We start from the raw sequence: 22081 nt of genomic DNA, 5'->3' as shown, positions 1-22081 counted from the left end.
TTTTACTCCCTTACCCTTTCACTTGCCAGGCGATGGTATCGTCTGCGCGGATCGGGATAACCCTGTCTTCGCCAAAAGGTAAACTGGTCGGTACCTGCCAGCTTTTCTTCTCTAAGATGATTTTATCACCATTGACCGGTAAGCCGTAAAAACGTGGACCGTTAAGGCTGGCAAAAGCTTCAAGTTTATCCAGGGCATCGGCTTCTTCAAACGCTTCGGCATAAAGTTCAATCGCGGCATGGGCAGTATAGGCGCCGGCACAACCACAAGCCGCCTCTTTCGCCTGCTGGGTATGCGGGGCTGAATCCGTACCCAGGAAAAATTTCTCACTGCCACTGGTCGCGGCTTCAATCAAGGCCTGCTGGTGGATATTACGTTTCAGGATAGGCAAGCAGAAATAATGGGGACGTATACCGCCAACCAACATATGGTTGCGGTTAAACAATAAATGATGGGCGGTAATGGTGGCGGCAACATTACTGCCGGCTTCATTAACAAATTCCACGGCATTTTGGGTGGTGATATGCTCAAGCACTACCTTTAGATCAGGGTACTGGGCCACCAAAGGTCTCAGGGTTCTTTCGATAAAAACCCCTTCGCGGTCGAAAATATCGATATCATTGTCGGTCACTTCACCGTGAACAAGCAGCAACATGCCGGTTTGCTCCATGGCGGCAAAGACCGGGCCCAGCTTGCTGATATCGGTGACACCGGAAGAAGAGTTGGTAGTAGCGCCGGCAGGATAAAGTTTTGCGGCAACCACCAGTCCCTGCGCTTTGGCTTCAATAATATCTTCTGGTGTGGTTTCATCGGTAAGATACAACACCATCAAAGGGGTAAAGTGAGCTTCCGGCTTTTGCGCCATGATCCGGTCATAATAAGCTTTGGCGGATTTAGCGTCGGTTACCGGGGGGACCAGGTTTGGCATAACAATCGCCCGGCCAAAATAACGACTGATATCGGCTACCGTGTTGGTTAAAACCGCGCCGTCGCGCAAATGTACGTGCCAGTCATCGGGACGGGTAATGGTTAATGTTGTCATGGATCTTACCTATTGTTTAATACGGCAATAGCGGAAAACAACTTCCGCTATGCAAAAATGAACCGTATGCCTGGACATACGGGCTAGTTCTTTTACTCGCTAACTAAATATCTGCTGCGTTATATCGCGATTTTAACATAACCGGCCAGCATTATTCGCTTTCTTCTTGTGCACCGGCTTCAGTTTTTAATAAATTAAGCAGCTGATCTTTTAAGTTAGGCGGTACTTTATGTATGGTTAACGTTTCCTGCACCGGATTATAGACCACATCCCGGCCAAAGTGGCCCCGGTCGAAACTGACGCTGATGCCGTTACCGTAACCGGAATACTTGGTGACCTTGTTGATCACTGCCTGGTCGTGAGGGAAGGATTCTTCGATCGGATAAGACTGCTCCTGGCAAAACTGATAAAAGTCCTGCTCTTTTTCTTCGCTGCCCATTACCTGGGACACTTCTTTTAAGGAAACATCCTGTCCGGTTTCTTTCTGCTCTTTACAGTAGCTAAGCAGCTCTTTGCGGGTTTGCTGTTTTTCATCCGGGTCAAGCTGGTTGACGTTGACATAATCTTCCACCGCCTGCACCAGGGTCTGGCTTTGCTCTTTGGCATCGACGCCTTCTTCGCAGCCGAGGAAGTCTAAAAAGAAATCCGAAACCTTACGCCCGGCACGTCCCTTGATAAAAGAGATATAGCGGTTGCCCTGGGGGTTTTGCTGATAGTCGAATAAATCAATGCGCGCCGCCAGCTGCAATTTTTCCGTGTCCAAGTGCTGATCGGCAGAAATATTCAGCTCGCCGTCAACGCTGTAGTGTTCGGAAACCGGAATCACCGCCGCCAACAGGTAGCGGCCGCCCATATGTTCGTAATGGCAAATCACCAAATAGCCGGTTTCCGCCAGATCATATTTACCCAATTCGTTTTTCAGCATATTGGCGCCCTGCACGCTGAAATTATAAAAATTTTGCACCTCAGAAAGATAACTTTCCATAATATCGACAAAACTGGCGCTGTCACCGGCGCCGGAATTGGTGGCAAAATTTCCGTAGGCTTTGCTGCCCTTGGCGTTATAAATGCTGTGCAGCGCATCAACAAAGTTCTGGATCTTCTGGCCGATTTCTATGGATTCTGGGCCAAATTGCAGTAAAACTTCGCCAGTTTCTTCTTTTTTCGATAAAAAATGCAGGGCTATATTGGAAATTATTAAGCTCATAGGTAAAGGTCAGTATTATATTGTTCAGGCATTTGATAAACTACGCGCCAGTTTATCATCAGCAATTAAGTGTAAAAGATGCCCATTGTATCCAAGTATTCCAATGAACGTGTAGAAAAAATTATCCAAGATTTATTAAATGTTTTAGTTGACGAAGGCGCAACCCCCGATTTAGCTTTGATGTGCCTTGGAAATACCATCACAGAAATTTTAAATAATCAGGTTCCCGAGCAGCAAAGAGAAGCAATAGTAAACAATTTTACCAGTGCTTTGAAAAAGTCTGTACAAAAATCACATTAAAAACCACTATTTAGCTAGACGTCTTTTCTTAGTTAATAGTATTTTCCATTTACCAGAGAATAATCAACATCCATGCTGTCATTTGACCGAAAAACCTACAGCAAGCGATTATTGCAGTTAATCAGCTGGAGCCACTGGTTCACGTTTTTTAATATTGCCATTGCCATCGCCCTGTCTTCGTTTTATTTGTTTAGCGAGTCGAGTCCGGAATCCCTGCTGGGTCAGATCTATTTAGTGACCACCTGGTTCAGCCATATGGCGTTTCTGACCTTTATCAGTTTTGTGCTGATCGTGTTTCCGTTAACCCTGCTGTTTCCGTATACCCGGTTTATCCGCACCAGCGCTTCACTGATCTTTACCCTGGGATTACTGTTGCTCATTCTTGATGCCTTTATCTATACCCGCTTGGGTTATCATTTAAATGCCTCTTCGAGCGATCAGATCCTGGCGTTGATTAACAATCAAATACAACATGATCCCAGGTCTTTCTGGTTTATCTCGATAGTGTTATGCCTGGTTATTCTCGCGGCAGAACTTGTGATCAGCAATTATGCCTGGAAACATTTAAAGCAGTTGCAAAAGACCGTGTTCGCCCGCCCTATTGTACAGGGCCTGGTGGCGTCTTTCTTTTTCAGCCACATCACCCATATCTGGGCGGATACCGAGCTCAATTATGATATTTTGCGCCAGGACACGGTACTGCCGCTCTCCTACCCGACCACCGCAAAAACCCTGCTGACCAAATATGGTATGTTTGACCAGCAAGACTATGTTGCCAGGAAGACCAGCCCGTTATCTTTTTCTTCGGCGGTGCCTCAATACCCGGCATTAACCGGACAATGCGCCAGCCAACAGGCCCCGACGCGTTCGGCCTTTATTGTCTTAACCCGGGATATGTTATCGGATAAGCAAAGCCGGCAATTTGCCCAGCGTGCTTCATCCCCGGCGATTAAACTGCAGCATCATATTGATAACGCCATAGGCGGCGATGCCTGGTTTAATCTCTTGTACAGCCTGCCGAGTATCTACCAGCAGGAAATCATCAAACAAGGCCTGGAGCCGGTCCTGTTTCAAAAGCTTGAGCAATTGAAACTGGCGAGCAGTTATACCCGGATCGGCGACAATAAGGCGGAGCAAGAAGATGCCCTGTGGCTGGCCAAGCTGTTTAACGAACACAAAAAATTAAACGATATCTCCAGTTTGATTTTTGCCAAAAAGCTCAATAATTTACAACCAGGCCTGCACCTGATTTATTTCTCGGACCAGGATCAGTACCAGTTTGAACTCTTTATGGATGCCCTGCTGCTCGCACAACGCCAAAAACAGCAGCAGGATATCATCTGGGTCAGCTCTATCGGCAATACCGGCAAGGATACCGGGCTGTCGATTAAACCTGCGCTTTTACTCTGGCCAGACGCCAAGGCAAGCAATATCAGCAGCCTTACCAGCCAGATGGACCTGCAGCCGACCTTGTTTAAAAACTGGCTCGGCTGCGACATGGATACCGGCCTATACAGTAACGGCAGCGACCTTTTGACCCTGAAGAAAAACCGGGTGATCGCCAATACCACAGACGACGGTATTATGGTGTTTAACAAGGATAAATCTGTGTTTATCGACCAGAATGGTAACTTCCAGAGTTATTCAAGGCAATTGCAGGCGCCGATCACGGTAAGCTCCGATTTCCCGCTGATGATAGACGGTGTTCATTTTATAAAACAATTCAGCCAATTAAATAAACAAACACAGTAATTTAGGGCAATAAATCAGCAAACAGTTAATAATTAAGTTTTTTTCATTGCATTCATTTAATAAATCATTATTATACGTCTCGCAAACAAGGAAACACATTAACGGTTTGCCAGTCGGGGTGTAGCGCAGCTTGGTAGCGCGTGCGTCTGGGGGACGTGAGGTCGCAAGTTCGAATCTTGCCACTCCGACCATATTCTTCTGTCTTAAACGGCAGCTTAAAAAGCTTAACTGATATTGTCGGTTAAGCTTTTTTTTTGCCTTGCTTACAGCCCGCTTCCTTCAGGCACCAGTACCGGTAAGTCCATACAGCCGTAATCAATACCCAGCTGACTCAAAACGCAGGTCAACTGTCCCCTGTGATGGCTCTGATGGTTAAACAGGTGCTGGCAGACATCGGCCACGCATTTAGTGATCAGCTCCCCTTCGGTGCTGGTATAGGACATCAGCTGTGCGCATTCATCATCGGTCAGGTTTGCAAAAAACTCAACAATCACTTGGTCCACCTGCTCTCGTAAAGTACGAATGTCCGTTAACTCTTGGTGATAAATATCTTGCGGTGACACCGGCTCAGGAAAAGTGTCAAAGTCATTAAGGGTAAAGCCGGCCAGGTTATTTGCTGCCAGGCGTTTTAATAAAATCAAATCGCCAAATAGAAGATGATTCCAGTAGCTGATCACATTAGGGAAAAAAGAGTGGCTTTCTTTGGTTAATGCTTGTGTGCTTAACTGCTCGCAGCAACCGAGCAGTTGCCTGTTTATCCTGATATTATAACGTGACAACATCCGGAAATTTTTAACTAAACTCAAGGGGAAACTCCTTTTCAGTGGATTAAATGTTAATGGCTGTTTGTCTAAGCAAGCAGCTTTTGCCAGCTTTGGACTGAAATTTCTTGCGGTAATGTCAGGCGAAAGTGTTGTTTTAACATCTCGCGATATCGGTCCTGCTCCGTGCATGCAGACTCCTGGCGCAGGTGATTGACAGTTTCAATAAAGCGCCCGTTAGACATCGTCTTACGCCCGGCCGGTGTGGCAACAGAGCATAGCGACTTTTGGGTGAAACTCGATTGTGGTGAGGTTTGATGATATTGGCACATGTCATAAAAAGCACTTATCTCAAACGCTTGCAATGAAAAAAGATATTGCGCCTGCCATGTCTGCGATGGCTTTTGTTGCATCAGCACCAGGCCGTCCGCAGTGTTGACAACTTTATAATTGACCTCCCGCTGGCTTACAGCCCCCAAATTAAGGCAGGCAAGTGAAACAGCATCGGGCTGCTCAGCCGCGTACACGTCATCCCCCTGCATCAGGCGTAACGGCTGGATAAACGAATCGCCAAAACCGACATCGGCAAGATATAAAGCCTTATCAAGGCAAACCGATAACAGCATATGATCAAATGGCCGGCCAAATCCTTTATCACCGTGAACACGGGCTGCATGCAGGTATACCTCAAAACCCAGTGCCGCTAACAGGGAAGCAAAAAGGGAGTTAACTTCATAACAGAAACCGCCGCGTTTTCCGGTAACCACTTTAGTAAACAATGCATCTGGCGAGAGGTTTATTTTACGCCCCAAGACAATATCCAGGTTCTCAAACGGCACATTTTCCATATGTGCCTGATGCAAACAGGTCAAGGTCTGAATATCGGCCCGACACTGCCCGTGATAATTTAAACGCTCCAGATACTGCCGAACTTGCTTTGCGGTTAGCACCTTTTCAACTAATCCATGATTTATCATTCAGCCTGCCTTAATAAATTTTGCCGTCTTTCCCGATATCTGTTGAATTAAAAGTTACAGCCCGGACGATAAAAAACAAACAAAATATAACAGCTGGGAAACGAAAAAAGAAGCCGGTGTTAAAACGTATCAATCCCGGGATCGCCACATCGATAGAAGGGATCTTTCATTCAATCAGGCAAAGGATCCTTCGACTCTAAAAGCAAGCTTAATGATAAAAACCAACTTAAACAGACTCCGGTAACCCCCCAATAGATTCGGCGTTTTTAGAAAAACAATCGACACACGCCTGCAGTGATCTCAAGCAAGGATCAAAAACAGATCCTTCTTTTTTGTCTGAGCTAACAAGTAAGTGAATAAGTGCACACCAACAAAAGCAAAGGTCCAAAATAGAGTTACCGGAGTTACAGAGGGAAAGCACCGGGGAGTTACCAGGGTTATCAGCAAGTGAAAATCAAGAGTTATCAGGGTTATCTTAGCTCTTGCTATTGGAGTTATAAGAGTTACAATGAAATCTGTTCATTTTTAGGCCAATGTTCATTGTCATTAAGGGAAGTGTTTATGAAATATCCGGTGAAGTTAGAAAAAGAATTAACCGCCGATCACTACCAGATCACGGTACCCGATTTGCCCGGTTGCCTGGCAAAAGCCAGAACCATAGATGAAGGATTAACAAAAATAGATCAGGCAATCGCAAGCCATATGAGTATATTGGCAGAATACGGTGAAGCGATCCCAACCCCCCGTTCGATAGATTACTACGTTAATCAGGCGGGTCAGTTGGCACAAAGCAATGGTGCTGTTTGGGCCATCATAGAAATCGACATCTCCCCTTACCTGGGCAAAAGCCATAAAATTAACGTCACCCTGCCGGAGTTATTGATCAAAAAAATTGATCACCAGGTAGCCCAATCTCCGGCTTACAAGACACGATCGGGGTTTATTGCCACCGCCTGCCTGAGTGAATTGCAAAAATAATAAAACAACGGGTGAGTTTAACCGCAATATTTTGTTAAAATCCTTTTATTTATCGTAGCGGCAAAATACCTGCTCCCGGTTTTTTGCCGAAAAACCTTTTATTTAAACTTTTTGTTTAAAGTAAGCCAAGGACAACAGCCACACATGACAAATGCCCATTTATTACTGCTGAGCAGTTCAAGAGCAAAACAAACCGATTATCTGAGCCATGCCAAAGAGATGATCAAAGAACATCTTGGCGATATAAAAGAATTATTGTTCATCCCTTATGCCGGCATCACCATCAATTACGATGAATATACCGAGATGGTGCAAACCGCCCTCGCCGACCTGGATATTAAAGTGACCGGCATACATAGCTATGACAATGCTGCCGATGCGGTAAAATCAGCACAAGCAATAGCCGTCGGCGGCGGCAATACCTTTCATTTACTGCATCAGTTATACCAGCATGAATTGCTGGAGGTGATCCGCGAAAAAGTCAGCTCTGGCATGCCTTATATCGGCTGGAGCGCCGGCTCTAATGTTGCCGGGTTAAGCATACGCACCACCAATGATATGCCGATCATTGAACCGCCGAGTTTTAATGCCCTTAACCTGGTTAACTTCCAGTTAAACCCGCACTTTACCGATTACAATCCTCCGGGCCATAACGGTGAAACCCGCTCACAACGCCTGGCAGAATTTATGGTGGTAGACAAGCAAACCCCGATTGTTGCCATCGTTGAAGGTACCGCGCTTAAGTTCAGCCAAGGCAAACTCAGCCTGATCGGTCCTGAGCCCGGCTTTATTTTTCAGGGGGGAGAAAAGTCAGACATAAACCCGGACACAGATTTAACCCATCTGCTTGGTTAAATCCTCATCTCACTTTAGTGAGAAAAATCAGGCGCTGTCACCAAGTTAATGATGATAGCGCCACATCAAGCGTGCTATTTTTGATAATATTGGCTAACAGGCGCCAGGGCGGCAATAAACTTCATGTGCCGGTGTAATTTCGGCGCACAGCTTTCCACCAGATCCGTAGGGATAAAATCTAAATGACCGGCACTTAATGCCCGGGTCCAGACAAACACTTTTAAATCGGCTATGCTCAGGCGGTTTTCAATAAAATAATCTCCCCCGCCTTGTTCGAGTTTTGCTTGTGCCCATTGCAGATACTGTTTTAATGGCCCGGCAACCAGGCTCTGACGCGCAGTTTTTAATTCTTCCCCCGATAAGCCGAAGGTTGCAACCAGTTTATGGGTGGCATCTTCGATAGCATCTAAAACTTCATCGCACAACAACGCCTGAAAATCATCTTGTGGGTATAAATCCGCTTGTTTGCCAACATAACGGAGAATACTGTTGGACTGGGTTACTTGCCGCTCATTTAACATCAGCACCGGCACCTGGCGTAGCGGTGTTTTTTCTCGTACGCTGGGAAATTCACTGAAACCAAAGCGTTCATCGACAAATTCAATACCACCAGTGTGCATCGCGAGTCTTATCGGCTCGGCCCGTCCGCCGTCAATGTCAAAATAGGTTAATGTCATTTTATTCATAATAGCTCCCTTATGTTTTTAAATCCCTTCGGGGTTAACTTTGGGATCTCAGTGGAAAAATACAAGGCTAAACAGTGCTTTTTCAATTCAAAGGCAAATGAGGCGGATTACCGGACCAATCTATAAATGCCGGCATTAGCAAAGCAAGCTGGAAACGTTTATTAGCGAAGACACACAAAGAAACAAACTTGTTACATTTTGTAAACATCATTGTTAAATCATTTAACATCCTGTATGTTAACGGCACTTTCAGATGGCGACATGTTTTTGCCGCAACATCATGAAAAGTCGTAAAAATAGTTTTACATTTTAAATTATAAAGGAAGATTTAAATGATTATTAAAAAAGCAATTTTGTCCGTTTTATCCGCAGGTTTATTTGTCTCTTCAGCAAATGCTATTGAAGCCCCTGTTGCCGCCGCAAACAACACTGTAGATGTACCTGTTCAATTGGCCGCAATAAAAAATTGCCCGAATTACTTTTTAATTCCAGGTTATGTCTATGAGTGGCGTGTCGGCGCAGATGGCTGCCGCTACCCGGTATTAATTTCAAAAGGTTAATCTTCTGGATTTTTCCCTTCATATCAAAAGCGCTTAAGGCGCTTTTTTTATCGGCCGTGAAAAATATTTTTCTCTGTTGCCGGCACAGAGTGGACACTTCCAAGTATTAATAACATGGCGATCATTTTGCCCTTCTTTCTCATCTGAAACCCGGCAGCACACCATGGTGGCAATAGCACAACCCTGTCGAGTACGCTAGCTTGTAAAGCAAGCAATATCGGGCCTGCGCTGCGGTCACAAGTCTTATGCCCTGAGCTGTAACGGCCAATAAAAGCCCGAACTAATATCAGGTGGAAATGAAAAGCCTTTAAGCCCGGTCCTGCCTTTGAGGAAGATGAGGCCATTAAAAAGACACAGCAGCAAATCAGCTTATGCGACATATTTTGTAACCCTTAATTTGAAAATATCGCCCCCTTGATGATGTCTTTTTGTTAGCAACCATGAATAATGATCTGGTTCCATAAAAGCCAATAACAACAATTTGGAGAATAAATATGCTCAAACCGATTTCCGCCCTGTTACTCGCCGCTACCTTAACAACCCCGGCCATGGCGGATGATTTTTCCGATAAGATCAAACAGGCATTAAAGTCTGAACTGCGCAGCGAAAAAGAAAAAGAGCGCGACAGAAACCGTAAACCGGTTCAAACCCTGGAGTTCTTTGGTATCCAGGACGATATGAAGGTACTGGAACTGATCCCGGGCCGCGGCTGGTATACCAAGTTACTGGCCCCCGCTTTACGTGATAACGGCCAGCTTTATCTCGCGCTGGGCACAAGCCGCATCGAAAAATCGTTAGAGAGCGAAGAAGCACTGAATAAAGTGAAATTACTCGCCAAAAGCAGCGAGTTTAAATATAACGAAAGCGAAGAGCTTTATGATCTCACCAGTACAGAGCTTAATGTTAAAGATCTCGATGCGGTATTAACCTTCAGGAACTACCATAACCTGACGCTTAAAACCCGTACTCAGCTCAATGAGTCTGTTTTTGAATCATTAAAACCCGGTGGCATCTATGGAGTTGTTGACCATACCCGCCGCCATATGCAGAGTAACGACAATGAAAATGGCCGCCGCTTTGATCCGGTATTGGCAATCAAAGAAATACAGGCTGCAGGGTTTGAATTTGTCGACTATTCCACACTGCACTATCGCCCGGATGATGAATTACGCTATGAAGTTGGCCGCAAATCCGTGACCGGTAATACCGACCGCTTTACTTTCTTATTTAAAAAACCTGAGTAATCGCGTTTGAACTAAGCAGATGCCCCAAAGCACTCTTTGGGGCATTATTTATCAGATAAATAAGCTGCTCGCCTTTAAGTAAACATCAATAAAACAGATGCAGCTCCAGGAAAAACCTGTCCTGATTCCACAAGGAGTTTTGCGGAATGGCATCGTAAATCCGAATTCCGGTGCGTAACTGGGAAAAACGGTTCAGGAAATACTCCCCCACCACAGAGCCGCGCACCCGCTCATTCTCATCGATATCATCATCGGGATCCAGGTACTCATAAGTAAACTTCAAATTCGTTTTCTTGTTCAGCAGATAATTGACTTCAAACAAGGTTGCTATCATATCGGTTTGCTGATCGCCGTTTTCATTTTCAATCCAGTCCACTTCCCCCAGCAAGGTAAAATCCTGCCAGTTAACGCCGGCAAAAATATTATAAGAGGTACTCTTCTGACGGTTCGGCGCTTCATTCGTAGAATATGAGACACCAAGCCGGTAACTTCGCTGTATATAGGAACCGACAAAGGAAAGCTGCTTATCCTTATTATTCTCCCCGCTACCCTGGGTGCCGTTGGTCACGCCGAGGCTAAAAGAGAAATCCCCCGGCTCTATACCCACTTCCAGGCCGATATCGGAATTATCAAAATTAAAGCCGGTGACTTCACGGATAAAAGCGCCGTCATCTTCAAGCCTGAGGCCATAAGGCAGGAAAAATTTCCCCGCCTTGATATAACTGCCGCCACTGAGGTTTTTCCAGATCACCGCCGCTTCCCGGGTCCTGCCGCCTTCAGGCGCCACCTGCTGATCCAGATAAAACAACAGATCCGGCGTAAATTGCGCCCCGATATACAAGGTGCCGTTGGTAACCTCAAAGCTGCTGGTATTGTCAAAATCAACCGGCTCAGTGCTTGCCCCTTCAACCGCATCGGCTTCATCAAAACGGGTATAGCCGTAGCGGCTGCGGATATTACCGCCGATCAGCAAATGCTCATTGAGTTTAGGGGAGAAAGTACTCTTGCCCCCAGGCAACAGGGTTTGCGGATAAACAAAGCCAAAGTCCGTTCTCTGCCCTCCGCCGGTGATATTGGTATGGCAGGCCGAGCATTTTAATCCTTCTCTGACCGCAAAATAGGGCTCTGCTGCCAGCTGTAAAGATAACAGGCAGGCAAAAATCAGCCAGATCGCCACCTTAGGGCGAAGTGCTAACACTGTAATGTGAATGTTCATAAAAAATCCTAGTGCTCAAATTAATCGCATTTTTAATAGCAATGATATGATAAAGGCATCAGGCAGGCTGCTTAGCCCGCCTCCCGGGATGCTAATTTTTTATCATCGCTCTGATCTGGGTGAAAATCGCCATATCTGCAAAGTTGAAAGGATCATTTTCATGGTGGAAAACGTAATCCGTGCCATAGCCACTGTCGGGATTGGCCTGGCTGTGACAGCTGGCACACATACCGTCCATTAGATTGGCGCCACGGGTTTCATCGCCATTATCGTCAACCATGATCTCCAGCGAGTCCGGATCTAACATAAACCACTCCCAGTCCTGATGATCCGGACTGAAATCGCCGCCCCGCTTCACCATGGCAGTGATCTCAACAATACTGCCCTCCTGCTCGACCTCTTTAACCAAGATGGTGCCTATCGGGTAACCCTGTTCCTGAGTATCTGGGTTGGCATATAGCTGTTTCTTGAAGATCCGCCGGGTCGAGTCGGGGTTGTCGCCGCCGTGGGCCATGCCTCCGAGTAAGGGGTTTTGATCCGAGCGCTCTTCAATCTGGCTCCAGCTGCGAAAATCGGCAAAGTCGCTGTTATCCGCCTGATATTCACTCGGGTGCTCAAAGACGTAATCCCCGCCGCCGCTTTGCGAGTCAGCCAGCGAATGGCAGGTATTACAACCGTCATCCATCAAATTGGCTCCCCTGCCAACAATTTCAGACAGATCAGGATTAAGTTCAAACCATTCCCAACCACCATTGCCGGGATTAAAATCACTTCCCCGCTTTACCATGGCCAGCAGGCCGCCGGCAGCGGAGAATTCTCTCTCCCCGTTTTGCCAGCTGGTGACTTCCTTAACAAAAATAGCCCCGTTGGGATAGCTGTCGGTTGCCGTCAGCGCCAGCGCATTGGCATATACCCGGCGCGAGTAATTATCATCTTGTGCCTGATGGGCGCCGCCAAGGGCACTATTGGTGGCGCCTATGGAGTAATCTATCGCCGACCAGCTGCCATAAGCACTAAAATCACTGAGCTCGGCAACAAATTCAGCCGGCGTTGCCGTTTGTGGCGGCGGAGCACCGTCATTCACCCAGTCAATCACCAGCTGGATTTGACTGTCGTCGAGAAATGGCGGACCGCTAAGGGGCATTTGCCCGCCGGAAATGTCTTCATCGCCACGAATTTTTTTCACCAGGTAACTGAACTCGGGCTCCCCCGGTTCGATCAAATTCAGCGTCGGCTGTTGATTGCTGGCAACGCCGACGATATTGCCATAGGCATTACCTTCAGAAAGATCCAGCCCCTGGGGAGCCTGGGCGCCGATATGGCAGGCAATACAACGTGCGGTAAAAATATCGTCCTGGATTTGTACAAACAAGCCTATCACCGGCTCTGGATCATCTTCGACAAGTGGCTGGCCATTGGCGTCCAATCCAGTGCCATCGCCGGCTTTGCAGCCGATCAGTATAAAAGCGATCACGCATATCCTGGCATAAATGAATACCGCTCTTATCCTTTCTATATTATGCATAGAGTTACCCTCTGCACTGGCGAATAAAAAAGTAAGGAAAAATTGTTCAAACCCTAAAGTATTTTTAAGTAACTAGTTAGGATAGTTTAAAGTACGAAAAAAGCCGTAGAATATTGAACACTTTTACAGAAAAAAACCGGCAAGATGATTTTAGTGCAGGCTGGCATCACTAAATCAGGCTAGCAGTAAAGCTTAACTCCCTCGGACAGAGCAGAAATAACCTTATACTTAAAGGCAAATCCGCAGATGTAAAATCGAGCAGCCTGTTTTGCAGCGACCTGAATCACGTCTACTTTCATCTGCCCGATCTTACTTTAGTGCGCTGTTGATCACACTAATGCCGGTTAACGCATGGGGCGGAGACTTCTTAATCAGCAAACCGACAAATGCCCGGACCGTAGAATTATGCGCGAAAATAATCATACCCGCCTGCCTGGCACTGAGAATAAATGCTGTGATGGTAGAGTTTCCCGGCAGGCGGGCGCTGCTTGCCTCTAATGCAGGTAAGACTGATGCCGAATTATGCCGGGTTGATAATATTTCACAGCAATATCCCAACTTAATCAAAGTAGAACCCGCCCTGCAGCAATTAACCATAGTAGCACTGAGCATCACGGCGTTACCGCCGATCAAAACAATGGCCGATCTGAAAGCATATAAACGGGGATCGCAAAAAGGCATGAAGGCGGCGGAAAATTATTTTCGGCAAGGTTTTAACCACTATGTCACCAGCGGGCAAATTACCGCAAAGACTTTTTCATTCACCGGCCACCGCTCTTTCAACCTAAACTCTATCATTATATTCACAAGCGCCATCAGCATTTGCTTGCAGCATTAGCCTTTGAGATCTCCCGGATACAATACCGGCAACAACAGGAATAATACCGTTATACTTATAATCACCTCTGCCCGTTAAAATTGAGACAACGGCCTTGTTGCAATTGACATCATTTTTATTTGCCTGTGTCCGCTCGGTCTCTCTTGCGCTTTTAACTGCAACAGTTGTGGTTACCTCAGCCCGGGGCGGAGATTTTTTGATCAGCAGGCATGAAAATGTCGCATCGATACAAATATGTGAAGATATTCTGGTGCAGGCATACCAGGGATTAGGCATCACCCCGGCAATCGTCGAATTTCCCGGCAGGCGGGCATTATTTGCCGCCAATTCCGGAAAAACGGACGCCGAGTTATGCCGGATAGACAATATCTCCCGCCAGTATCCTAATTTAATCAAGGTGGAACCGCCGCTGGTTGAATTAAGCATCATCGCCCTGAGCATTGCCCCCTTGCCCGAGATTAAAACCAAGGCAGATTTAACCGGCTATAGCTTAGGCTCGCAAAGGGGCATGAAAGCCGCGGAAAATTATTTTCAAGAGCATAATGTCTTATATGAAAACAATATAAATCAAGTGATAAAGTTACTCGATAACGGCCTGGTAGATTACGCCATTTTATCCCTGGGTGCTGTCAGAAAAATACAGCAAACTCGTGCCCGGGATGACTTTGTTATTCACCTGCCACCTCTGTTTCAGCATAAGCTCTATCATTATATTCATAAACGCCACCGGCATTTATTACCGGCGCTGGCCTTGGAGATTTCCCGGGCAAAACATCGGCAAAGGCAGCAGCAAGACTGAACATGCCCGGCCAGCTTCCCCTAAGCCAGGCATAAGTGTTCAAACGCTAAAGTAGCGCGGCGGTATCAATAAAAGCGGCTGCTTTATCAATATCCGGGCAATTCCCCAGGCGGGCAATAAGCGGCATCGGCAATAACTGGCTGAGCTGTGCAATGTTTTCATCAAGATAAGGCATCTGCTGCTGGCAATTGGCCACCCAGCCAACACACTGCAAGCCGTCGGCCTTTATGGCTTCATAGCTCAGCATGGCATGGTTGAGACAACCTAGTTTCATATTAACCACTAAGACCACCTGAAAAGCGCCCTGTTTGGCAAAATCAGATAAATAATGTCCCTGTCCCAACGGCAAGCGCCAGCCTCCGGCCCCTTCGGTGACAATAGTATCCGCATTAAGGTCGCTAAGCTGCCGGTAGCCCGTTATGATTTGAGACAAAGTGATCTGCTGCCCTGATTTTTCCGCAGCAATATGCGGAGCTATCGGCTCGGCAAAGGCAATAGGATTGATCTGGGAGATACTTTGCTGACAATTAGCGCATGACTGCAATAAACTTGCGTCTTCATTGATCAGCTGCCCGTCGATTAATTCACACCCGGCGGAAACCGGCTTATAAACAGCGACTTTTTGCCCCTGGTTGACTAATGCCGTCACCAGTGCCCGGGCAACATAAGTTTTACCGGCATCGGTATCCGTTGCCGTAATAAATAATTCATTCATTGATATCGTTACTTCTTTTTGCGCTCACGCCAAACTCAATCGCTGAGTTTTACCATCAAGCCGGAAAATACCTTATAAGTGGCCGGATAAACGCCGCCCGGCTCCTGGAAATCCTGATAGGAAGCAGTCATTTTCTGCCATTTATCTTTACCTGCCAGCCCTTTATTCCCCTTGGCGGGCACCTGGTTGGCGCCTAAGCCTTTAAGTTCATGGGCCAGGTGCAGGACGTTTTCATATTCAAGCACAATATCCTGGCACTGGTGTTGTAATAATTTCGAGCGCGGACTGTCAAACATCGCCAGCAATTCCTGCTCGCGTTTAAAGTTAATCACATGGCGATCATCATCCACCTGGGCCCAAGAAGATTTCAGCTCATACAAGGTACCGTCGGTTAAGGTGGTAAAAATAAACAGACCGCCGGGTTTTAATACCCGCAGGATTTCCTGCACCACATCTTCTAACGGGTTGCACCACTGGATCATCAAATTGGAATAGATTAAATCTATGCTTTGGTCCTGAAGGGGTATGTGATGAGCATCCGCTTCCAACCAATGAATATTGTTATTCCGGCTTTTTTGCGCAAAATGCAGCATTTTTTTCGAGAAATCCAGACCTATTACCCGGTGGTAAGAGCCCGCCAAAATATCGGTAAAAAAGCCGGTGCCCGCGCCTAAATCCAGCACGGTTAAATCATTGCGGTTGGGCAACCAGGGCATTAAGTGTTTGCCGCTAAAGCGCTGCAAACGGGCGGAAACATCGTAAGAGTTACTGGCGGAGCCAAAAGAGCGCGCAATTTTTATTCTGTTTTTTGTTTCTGGCATTAACCAAGAGCCTCATTCAAACAAGCTGCTAAATACTTGATATCGTTGTTATTGTGGTTTGCGCAAATAGTAACGCGTAACCGGGAGCTGTTAACAGGAACCGTCGGAGGTCTGATCGCGGTGAGCCAGATGCCCTTCTTTTTCAATTTTTCACTGACAGCCAGCGCCGAGGCTTCATCACCGATAATTAACGCATGTATCGATGACTCGGTCGGGGCTAAGGTTATCCTGGGATCAAGTGCCTGTGATAAAGAAAAACTCAGCTGTGCTATTTTATCTCTTCGCCATTGTTCTTTTTGTATTAGCTCAATACTTTTAACCGTTGCCCAGGCCACGGCCGGTGATATTGCCGTGGAATAAATATAGTGTCGGGAAAAGTTGACCAGATATTCAAACAGGTTTTCATCGCAGGCAATAAAAGCACCGCTACTGGCAATTGCCTTGCCAAAGGTGGCCATGACAATATCAACATCACCCTGGCTGACACTTCCCTGGCCCTGCCGGCCAATCACCCCTATGCTATGGGCATCATCTAAATATAGCCAAGCTTTGGCATTTTTTGCCAGCGCTGACAATTTTTTTATTTCAGCCTGGTCGCCGTCCATGCTAAACACCCCTTCCGAGACAATAAGGTTATCATCACCAGGCGAGCACTTCAAAAAACCTTCCAGCTGTTCAATATCATTGTGGCGAAAACGCTTCATACTGGCTTTGCCGCCACTAGTTTTTCCACCATCACAAGCACCAAGTGCGCCGTCAATTAAGGAGGCATGGCAAAGTTTATCCAGCAAAAAATGACATTTATGCTGGCCCAGGGCCTGCAAGACCCCGGTATTGGCGGCAAAGCCACTGGAAAATAACAGGCAGCGGGGTTTATTAAGCCACTGGCATATCTGCTGCTCCAGCACCTGATGGGCATAGCTAAAGCCGGTGATCAAACTTGAGCCGCTAGCACACAGGCCAAAGCGGTCGATGCCCTCTTGCATCGCCCGGTTAATCTCGGGATGATTATTTAACCCCAGATAATCATTGGAGGAAAAATTAAGGTAGCTTTTACCCGCGATAACCACTTCACGTCCGGCCGCAGCGGCAATAGATACCCTTTGGCGATACCTGGACTGGCTTTGCCTTTGGGCCAACTGCTGATCGATAAATTCAAACGCCATGGTACTTCTTATAAAAGCTTTAAAAACAATGGGACTTGGGAAAAGCGGAGTTTTCCCAAGCCTAGCGACAAACCTTAAATGCCGGTAACGGCAGTATTATGCGCTCTATTCTGCGTTGTAGAACAAATCGCTGTTTTCCTGATTAACAACCGCGGTACGCAACCTTTGTGCTTCATCGCCTTCATCCAACTCATGGTTGCTGACGGTTTCGGTGTTAATACCGAGCTTTTTAAACAACATCATATCCTGATTGGTTTCCGGATTGGCGGCGGTCAATAATTTACAGCCGTAAAAAATTGAATTGGCGCCGGCCAGGAAACACATCGCCTGCATTTGTTCATTCATGGCTTCACGCCCGGCACTTAAGCGGACATGGCTTTTTGGCATCAGAATACGGGCCACGGCAATACAGCGGATAAACTCAAAATGATCGAGATCCTGTACTTCCGATAACGGCGTACCTTCCACTTTTACCAGCATATTGATCGGCACACTTTCCGGTTGCTGCTCCAAATTCGCCAATTGTACCAGCAAGGAGGCACGGTCTTTCGCCTGCTCTCCCAAACCGACAATACCGCCGCTGCACACTTTCATTCCGGCGCTGCGGACATTATCCAAAGTATCTAACCTGTCCTGGTAGGTACGTGTGGTGATGATCTGGTTATAATGCTCGGGTGAGGTATCCAGGTTGTGATTGTAATAATCCAGACCGGCAGATTGCAGCTCATTGGCCTGATCTTCAGAAAGCATACCTAAGGTCATACAGGTTTCCAGCCCCATGGCTTTCACCCCTTTAACCATATCTACCACATAAGGCATATCCCGCGCTTTCGGGTTACGCCAGGCAGCCCCCATACAAAAACGGGTCGAGCCCTGGGCCTTGGCCTTTTTCGCCGCTTCAAGCACCTTTTCCACTTCCATCAAGCGCTCTTTGTCGATATCGGTTTTATAACGGGCGCTTTGCGAGCAATATTTACAGTCTTCCGGACAGGCACCGGTTTTAATCGATAATAAGGTGCTGACCTGGACTTCATTGGGGTTAAAATGCTGACGGTGTACGGTTTGCGCCTGAAACATCAAATCATTAAACGGCAGGTCAAACAAAGCCTGCACTTCGGCCAGCGTCCAGTTGTGACGGACAGCTGTGTCCCCGGCCTGGTTTGTTTCATTATTATTCATTGGCTGGGTTACACCCGGATTTGCTGACATAGAACTCTCAATTGCATCTTTATAAGTTAACGGGTAGTCTAGCCAGCCTAATAATGATGTCAACGTCAGCCAAACAAATTAGTTAACAAATGAACAAAAAAAACACAGAATTACTTGCATTTGACCGGGAAAACATCTGGCACCCCTATACTTCCATGTCGTCTCCCCTGCCTTCTTACCTGGTAGAGTCCGCAAAAGGGGTGGAAATAACCCTGGCATCCGGCGAAATTCTCACCGACGGCATGGCATCCTGGTGGGCTGTGCTGCACGGCTATAACCATCCTAAACTGAACCGGGCCATTATCGAGCAGACAGAAAAAATGGCCCATGTCATGTTTGGCGGCTTAACCCACCAGCCGGCGGTTGAATTATGTCAAAAACTGATTACGCTGACACCGAAATCTTTAGAGCGGGTATTTTTAGCCGACAGCGGCTCGGTTGCGGTTGAAGTGGCCATTAAAATGGCGCTGCAATACTGGCACAGCAAGGGCGAGAAAAACAAACATAAGCTGTTGACGGTACGTAACGGCTATCACGGCGATACTTTTGCCGCCATGTCGGTTTGCGATCCCGTCACCGGCATGCACCAGTTGTTTGACCAGGTATTAATGAAAAACCTGTTCGCCCCGGCACCAAACATTGCCATAGACGAACAGTGGCAAGCACAAGACACCGCAGAACTTGAAACCTTATTTGCCGAAAACCACCAGCACTTGGCTGCCTTTATCATTGAACCTATCGTCCAGGGCACGGGCGGCATGCGTTTCTATCACCCCGAATATTTAAAAGCCTGCGCCGCGTTATGTAAAAAATATAAGGTGTTGCTGATAGCCGATGAAATTGCCACCGGCTTTGGCCGCACCGGTAAGCTGTTTGCCTGCGAATGGGCGGATGTTTCACCGGATATCTTATGCCTGGGTAAAACCCTGACCGGCGGTTACCTGAGCCTGGCAGCCACCTTATGTTCAAAAGAGGTCGCCACCACCATCAGTGACGGCGAAGCAGGCTGCTTTATGCACGGCCCGACCTTTATGGGCAACCCGCTGGCCTGCGCCGTTGCCAGCGCCAGCATAGACTTGCTAAAAGAGAACAACTGGCAACAACAGGTGGCCACCCTGGAAGCCCACCTAAAACAGCACCTGTTGCCTTTGGCCAAACATGAGCGTGTGAAAGATACCCGGGTACTTGGGGCCATAGGTGTGGTGGAAGCACGCCAGAATGTCAATATGGCCCGGATACAGAAAAGATTTGTTGAACTTGGCGTCTGGATCCGTCCCTTTGGCAGGCTGATTTATATTATGCCGCCTTATATATCCACCGAGGCGAACGTACTCAAGCTGGTCCGGGCGATCGCCACGGTATTGGATGAAGAGCAATGTTTTACGCTTGATTAACGGCGCAAGTGTTAACGCCGCAGTTCAAAAGGCCTGGATAATGATATAAGTTATCCAGGAAACCGATACCAGAAACAGCAACACCAGGTTGAAATGCAGGTTATCGGCGCTGCGGCGGTTGCGGAACCTGTCAATAATAAAACAAGCGATACTGCTAAAGGCGCTGAACCATAAGATCAGGTACAAATAGTTGGTTAACGGCATCAGCCAATGGCTTCTGATCGGCAACTGGTAATAACGTACCAGGCCATAGTTTTTTTCCGGGGCAGCATAAAAGGAGACAATTAACGCGACAATAAAACAGAGCCAGCCGCCGATAGCTAAAAGCCGGGCAAAATATATCCAGCTGTCCGGGGCTTTGCGCCGATTTTTACCCCGCCAAATCATGACCACAACTCCCTTTTTATTCCCTTATTAAAATTAATAGCTTTATTTTCATTAATTATCGTACTATTTAGCAAGTTTTACTTGAGAAAAGCAATAGTCGCGGTAACATACCAAACCCTACAATTAGGATAATTATTAAAGAATAAGAGGTCGATAAATGTCTGTTATATCGATTACGGATGTATTAGCAGGAAAATACCCCGTTAACGAAACCATCACGGTACATGGCTGGATCCGCACACGTCGCGATTCCAAAGCCGGTATTTCATTTTTAGCCATTCACGATGGTTCATGTTTTGATGCCATTCAGGCCATAGTGCCGAATGAGTTAGACAATTATCAAACTGATGTACTTAAACTGACCACAGGCGGCGCGGTAAAAGTTACCGGCACCTTGGTGGAATCTCCGGGCCAGGGACAATCTTTTGAGATCCAGGCAACCGAAGTTGAAGTATTAGGCCTGGTAGAAGACCCCGATACCTACCCTATGGCAGCCAAACGCCACAGCATCGAATATTTACGTGAGCACGCCCACTTGCGCGCCCGTACCAATATCGGCGGCGCGGTGACCCGGGTACGTAATACCCTGGCACAGGCGATCCACAGATTCTTGCACAGCAAAGGTTATTTCTGGATCAGCACGCCGTTGATCACCGCCAGTGACTGTGAAGGCGCCGGTGAAATGTTCCGTGTCAGCACCTTAGACATGGAAAACCTGCCGCGCACCGACAAAGGCGATGTCGATTACAGCGAAGACTTCTTCGGTAAAGAAGCTTTCTTAACGGTATCCGGTCAGTTAAACGTAGAAACCTACTGTTGTGCCATGTCCAAGGTGTATACCTTTGGCCCGACTTTCCGCGCAGAAAACTCCAACACCAGCCGTCACCTGGCGGAATTCTGGATGGTTGAGCCTGAAATTGCTTTTGCCGATCTGGCTATTGCCGGTGATTTAGCCGAAGAAATGTTACGTTATGTGTTTAAAGCCCTGTTAGAAGAGCGCGCCGACGATATGGCCTTCTTCCAGCAACGTGTGGATAAAACCGTTATTGACCGTTTAAACACAGTGATTGAAAAAGACTTCGTACGCATGGACTATACCGATGCCATCGACATCCTGCAAAACTGCGGCAAGAAATTTGAAAACGAAGTTTTCTGGGGCGTAGACCTTAACTCAGAGCACGAGCGTTACCTGGCAGAAGAACATGTCGGCGGACCTGTGATCCTGCAAAACTACCCGAAAGACATTAAGTCTTTCTACATGCGGTTGAACGACGATAAGAAAACCGTTGCCGCCATGGATATCCTGGCACCGGGTATAGGTGAACTTATCGGCGGCAGCCAGCGTGAAGAGCGTCTGGACGTGCTTGATGAGCGCCTGGCAGAGATGGGCTTAGATCCGGTAGATTACAGCTGGTACCGCGACCTGCGCCGTTACGGCACTGTGCCTCATTCAGGTTTTGGTTTAGGTTTTGAGCGCCTGGTCGCTTACGCCACCGGCATCCAGAACGTACGTGACGTCATTCCTTTCCCGCGTACGCCGAACAATGCAGCCTTTTAAGCTGGCTTAAGTTCTTCAATAAAAAACCCTCACTTGAGGGTTTTTTATTGCCTGCATTTTATATCAATTGTCTCTGTAACAGCTTCAATCC

Annotated in this window: 22 protein-coding genes and 1 tRNA gene; 11 read left to right on the top strand and 12 right to left on the bottom strand. The window is 47.1% G+C overall.

Translation table 11 applies throughout. The annotated features are described in order from the left end of the window. Positions 1-10: 10 nt before the first annotated feature. Together pyrC and yejK are read right to left on the bottom strand one after the other, a co-directional pair. The gene (pyrC, locus tag SG35_RS13760; protein ID WP_044832774.1) at positions 11-1042 is read right to left on the bottom strand and encodes a dihydroorotase; all 1032 of its coding nucleotides are present in this window, start codon (positions 1040-1042) and stop codon (positions 11-13) included. Positions 1043-1193: 151 nt separating this feature from the next. Continuing rightward, the gene (yejK, locus tag SG35_RS13755; protein WP_044832773.1) at positions 1194-2249 is read right to left on the bottom strand and encodes a nucleoid-associated protein YejK; all 1056 of its coding nucleotides are present in this window, start codon (positions 2247-2249) and stop codon (positions 1194-1196) included. Between the two features lie 78 nt (positions 2250-2327). Here yejK and SG35_RS13750 point away from each other — a divergent pair, with 78 nt between their 5' ends. The 3 genes from SG35_RS13750 to SG35_RS13740 all read left to right on the top strand — a co-directional run bounded on the left by SG35_RS13750 (position 2328) and on the right by SG35_RS13740 (position 4492). Beyond that, entirely contained in the window at positions 2328-2549 is a 222-nt protein-coding gene (locus SG35_RS13750; protein ID WP_044832772.1) for a YejL family protein, read from the top strand. 72 nt (positions 2550-2621) lie between these two features. Then, positions 2622-4301 (top strand): DUF3413 domain-containing protein, encoded by a 1680-nt coding sequence (locus SG35_RS13745; protein WP_044832771.1) that lies wholly within the window; start codon positions 2622-2624, stop codon positions 4299-4301. Positions 4302-4415: 114 nt separating this feature from the next. Continuing rightward, positions 4416-4492, top strand: a tRNA-Pro gene (locus SG35_RS13740). Positions 4493-4564: 72 nt separating this feature from the next. Here SG35_RS13740 and SG35_RS13735 read toward each other — a convergent pair. Together SG35_RS13735 and SG35_RS13730 are read right to left on the bottom strand one after the other, a co-directional pair. Continuing rightward, a complete protein-coding gene (locus SG35_RS13735; protein ID WP_044832770.1) occupies positions 4565-5107 on the bottom strand; it encodes a DinB family protein in 543 nt (180 codons plus the stop codon). Positions 5108-5151: 44 nt separating this feature from the next. Further along, positions 5152-6039, bottom strand: coding sequence for an arylamine N-acetyltransferase family protein (locus SG35_RS13730; protein ID WP_044832769.1), 888 nt, complete (start codon positions 6037-6039; stop codon positions 5152-5154). A gap of 561 nt (positions 6040-6600) precedes the next feature. On the opposite strand from SG35_RS13730, the gene SG35_RS13725 reads away from it, so the two are divergent. Together SG35_RS13725 and pepE are read left to right on the top strand one after the other, a co-directional pair. Continuing rightward, complete coding sequence (locus SG35_RS13725) at positions 6601-7017, top strand: type II toxin-antitoxin system HicB family antitoxin (protein ID WP_044832768.1); 417 nt, start codon at positions 6601-6603, stop codon at positions 7015-7017. 144 nt (positions 7018-7161) lie between these two features. Next, positions 7162-7872 (top strand): dipeptidase PepE, encoded by a 711-nt coding sequence (pepE, locus tag SG35_RS13720; RefSeq protein WP_044832767.1) that lies wholly within the window; start codon positions 7162-7164, stop codon positions 7870-7872. Positions 7873-7946: 74 nt separating this feature from the next. Here the strand turns inward: pepE and SG35_RS13715 are convergent, their stop codons facing one another. Next, positions 7947-8558, bottom strand: a complete 612-nt coding sequence (locus SG35_RS13715; protein WP_044832766.1) for a glutathione S-transferase family protein — start codon at positions 8556-8558, stop codon at positions 7947-7949. A gap of 332 nt (positions 8559-8890) precedes the next feature. Between SG35_RS13715 and SG35_RS13710 the strand changes: the two genes are divergently transcribed. Together SG35_RS13710 and SG35_RS13705 are read left to right on the top strand one after the other, a co-directional pair. Further along, a complete protein-coding gene (locus SG35_RS13710) occupies positions 8891-9118 on the top strand; it encodes a hypothetical protein (RefSeq protein WP_044832765.1) in 228 nt (75 codons plus the stop codon). Between the two features lie 494 nt (positions 9119-9612). Next, positions 9613-10362, top strand: coding sequence for a class I SAM-dependent methyltransferase (locus SG35_RS13705; RefSeq protein ID WP_044832763.1), 750 nt, complete (start codon positions 9613-9615; stop codon positions 10360-10362). Positions 10363-10447: 85 nt separating this feature from the next. Here the strand turns inward: SG35_RS13705 and SG35_RS13700 are convergent, their stop codons facing one another. Next, positions 10448-11578, bottom strand: coding sequence for a porin (locus SG35_RS13700; protein WP_044832762.1), 1131 nt, complete (start codon positions 11576-11578; stop codon positions 10448-10450). A 91-nt stretch (positions 11579-11669) separates the two neighbouring features. After that, positions 11670-13103 carry a cytochrome P460 family protein gene (locus SG35_RS13695; RefSeq protein ID WP_084692727.1) on the bottom strand — a complete coding sequence of 478 codons (1434 nt, stop codon included), beginning with the start codon at positions 13101-13103 and terminating at the stop codon, positions 11670-11672. A gap of 337 nt (positions 13104-13440) precedes the next feature. Between SG35_RS13695 and SG35_RS13690 the strand changes: the two genes are divergently transcribed. Continuing rightward, positions 13441-13941, top strand: coding sequence for a hypothetical protein (locus SG35_RS13690; RefSeq protein WP_044832761.1), 501 nt, complete (start codon positions 13441-13443; stop codon positions 13939-13941). Between the two features lie 196 nt (positions 13942-14137). Then, positions 14138-14740: a substrate-binding periplasmic protein gene (locus SG35_RS13685; protein WP_160298291.1), complete on the top strand. Its 603-nt coding sequence runs from the start codon at positions 14138-14140 to the stop codon at positions 14738-14740. Positions 14741-14786: 46 nt separating this feature from the next. Here the strand turns inward: SG35_RS13685 and bioD are convergent, their stop codons facing one another. The 4 genes from bioD to bioB all read right to left on the bottom strand — a co-directional run bounded on the left by bioD (position 14787) and on the right by bioB (position 18621). Continuing rightward, complete coding sequence (gene bioD, locus SG35_RS13680) at positions 14787-15455, bottom strand: dethiobiotin synthase (RefSeq protein WP_044832759.1); 669 nt, start codon at positions 15453-15455, stop codon at positions 14787-14789. 35 nt (positions 15456-15490) lie between these two features. Beyond that, positions 15491-16276: a malonyl-ACP O-methyltransferase BioC gene (bioC, locus tag SG35_RS13675; protein WP_044832758.1), complete on the bottom strand. Its 786-nt coding sequence runs from the start codon at positions 16274-16276 to the stop codon at positions 15491-15493. Then, positions 16276-17442 (bottom strand): aminotransferase class I/II-fold pyridoxal phosphate-dependent enzyme, encoded by a 1167-nt coding sequence (locus SG35_RS13670; RefSeq protein WP_044832757.1) that lies wholly within the window; start codon positions 17440-17442, stop codon positions 16276-16278. Before SG35_RS13670 ends, bioC begins: the two co-directional genes overlap by 1 nt. Before the next feature lie 105 nt (positions 17443-17547). Then, positions 17548-18621, bottom strand: a complete 1074-nt coding sequence (bioB, locus tag SG35_RS13665) for a biotin synthase BioB (RefSeq protein ID WP_044832756.1) — start codon at positions 18619-18621, stop codon at positions 17548-17550. Between the two features lie 119 nt (positions 18622-18740). On the opposite strand from bioB, the gene bioA reads away from it, so the two are divergent. Next, a complete protein-coding gene (gene bioA, locus SG35_RS13660) occupies positions 18741-20045 on the top strand; it encodes an adenosylmethionine--8-amino-7-oxononanoate transaminase (RefSeq protein ID WP_044832755.1) in 1305 nt (434 codons plus the stop codon). Between the two features lie 24 nt (positions 20046-20069). Here bioA and SG35_RS13655 read toward each other — a convergent pair whose 3' ends face one another. Further along, the gene (locus SG35_RS13655; protein ID WP_044832754.1) at positions 20070-20432 is read right to left on the bottom strand and encodes a hypothetical protein; all 363 of its coding nucleotides are present in this window, start codon (positions 20430-20432) and stop codon (positions 20070-20072) included. Positions 20433-20589: 157 nt separating this feature from the next. Between SG35_RS13655 and asnS the strand changes: the two genes are divergently transcribed. Further along, a complete protein-coding gene (gene asnS / locus SG35_RS13650) occupies positions 20590-21990 on the top strand; it encodes an asparagine--tRNA ligase (protein ID WP_044832753.1) in 1401 nt (466 codons plus the stop codon). Positions 21991-22081: the final 91 nt, after the last annotated feature.

The sequence above is a fragment of the Thalassomonas actiniarum genome (assembly GCF_000948975.2).
GTDB classification, from domain to species: Bacteria; Pseudomonadota; Gammaproteobacteria; order Enterobacterales; family Alteromonadaceae; genus Thalassomonas; species Thalassomonas actiniarum.
The sequence above is the reverse complement of the archived record's forward strand: the minus strand, read 5'-3'. Positions and strand labels throughout refer to the sequence as shown.

Coding starts and splice junctions, on each gene's coding strand:
- SG35_RS13700 (WP_044832762.1), bottom strand. CDS start 11,578: ATGAACATTCACATTACAGTGTTAGCACTTCGCCCTAAGGTGGCGATC.
- SG35_RS13725 (WP_044832768.1), top strand. CDS start 6,601: ATGAAATATCCGGTGAAGTTAGAAAAAGAATTAACCGCCGATCACTAC.
- yejK (WP_044832773.1), bottom strand. CDS start 2,249: ATGAGCTTAATAATTTCCAATATAGCCCTGCATTTTTTATCGAAAAAA.
- bioA (WP_044832755.1), top strand. CDS start 18,741: ATGAACAAAAAAAACACAGAATTACTTGCATTTGACCGGGAAAACATC.
- bioB (WP_044832756.1), bottom strand. CDS start 18,621: ATGAATAATAATGAAACAAACCAGGCCGGGGACACAGCTGTCCGTCAC.
- SG35_RS13730 (WP_044832769.1), bottom strand. CDS start 6,039: ATGATAAATCATGGATTAGTTGAAAAGGTGCTAACCGCAAAGCAAGTT.
- SG35_RS13695 (WP_084692727.1), bottom strand. CDS start 13,103: ATGCATAATATAGAAAGGATAAGAGCGGTATTCATTTATGCCAGGATA.
- pyrC (WP_044832774.1), bottom strand. CDS start 1,042: ATGACAACATTAACCATTACCCGTCCCGATGACTGGCACGTACATTTG.
- SG35_RS13710 (WP_044832765.1), top strand. CDS start 8,891: ATGATTATTAAAAAAGCAATTTTGTCCGTTTTATCCGCAGGTTTATTT.
- SG35_RS13690 (WP_044832761.1), top strand. CDS start 13,441: ATGCCGGTTAACGCATGGGGCGGAGACTTCTTAATCAGCAAACCGACA.
- asnS (WP_044832753.1), top strand. CDS start 20,590: ATGTCTGTTATATCGATTACGGATGTATTAGCAGGAAAATACCCCGTT.
- SG35_RS13655 (WP_044832754.1), bottom strand. CDS start 20,432: ATGATTTGGCGGGGTAAAAATCGGCGCAAAGCCCCGGACAGCTGGATA.
- SG35_RS13670 (WP_044832757.1), bottom strand. CDS start 17,442: ATGGCGTTTGAATTTATCGATCAGCAGTTGGCCCAAAGGCAAAGCCAG.
- bioD (WP_044832759.1), bottom strand. CDS start 15,455: ATGAATGAATTATTTATTACGGCAACGGATACCGATGCCGGTAAAACT.
- pepE (WP_044832767.1), top strand. CDS start 7,162: ATGACAAATGCCCATTTATTACTGCTGAGCAGTTCAAGAGCAAAACAA.
- SG35_RS13705 (WP_044832763.1), top strand. CDS start 9,613: ATGCTCAAACCGATTTCCGCCCTGTTACTCGCCGCTACCTTAACAACC.
- bioC (WP_044832758.1), bottom strand. CDS start 16,276: ATGCCAGAAACAAAAAACAGAATAAAAATTGCGCGCTCTTTTGGCTCC.
- SG35_RS13750 (WP_044832772.1), top strand. CDS start 2,328: ATGCCCATTGTATCCAAGTATTCCAATGAACGTGTAGAAAAAATTATC.
- SG35_RS13715 (WP_044832766.1), bottom strand. CDS start 8,558: ATGAATAAAATGACATTAACCTATTTTGACATTGACGGCGGACGGGCC.
- SG35_RS13745 (WP_044832771.1), top strand. CDS start 2,622: ATGCTGTCATTTGACCGAAAAACCTACAGCAAGCGATTATTGCAGTTA.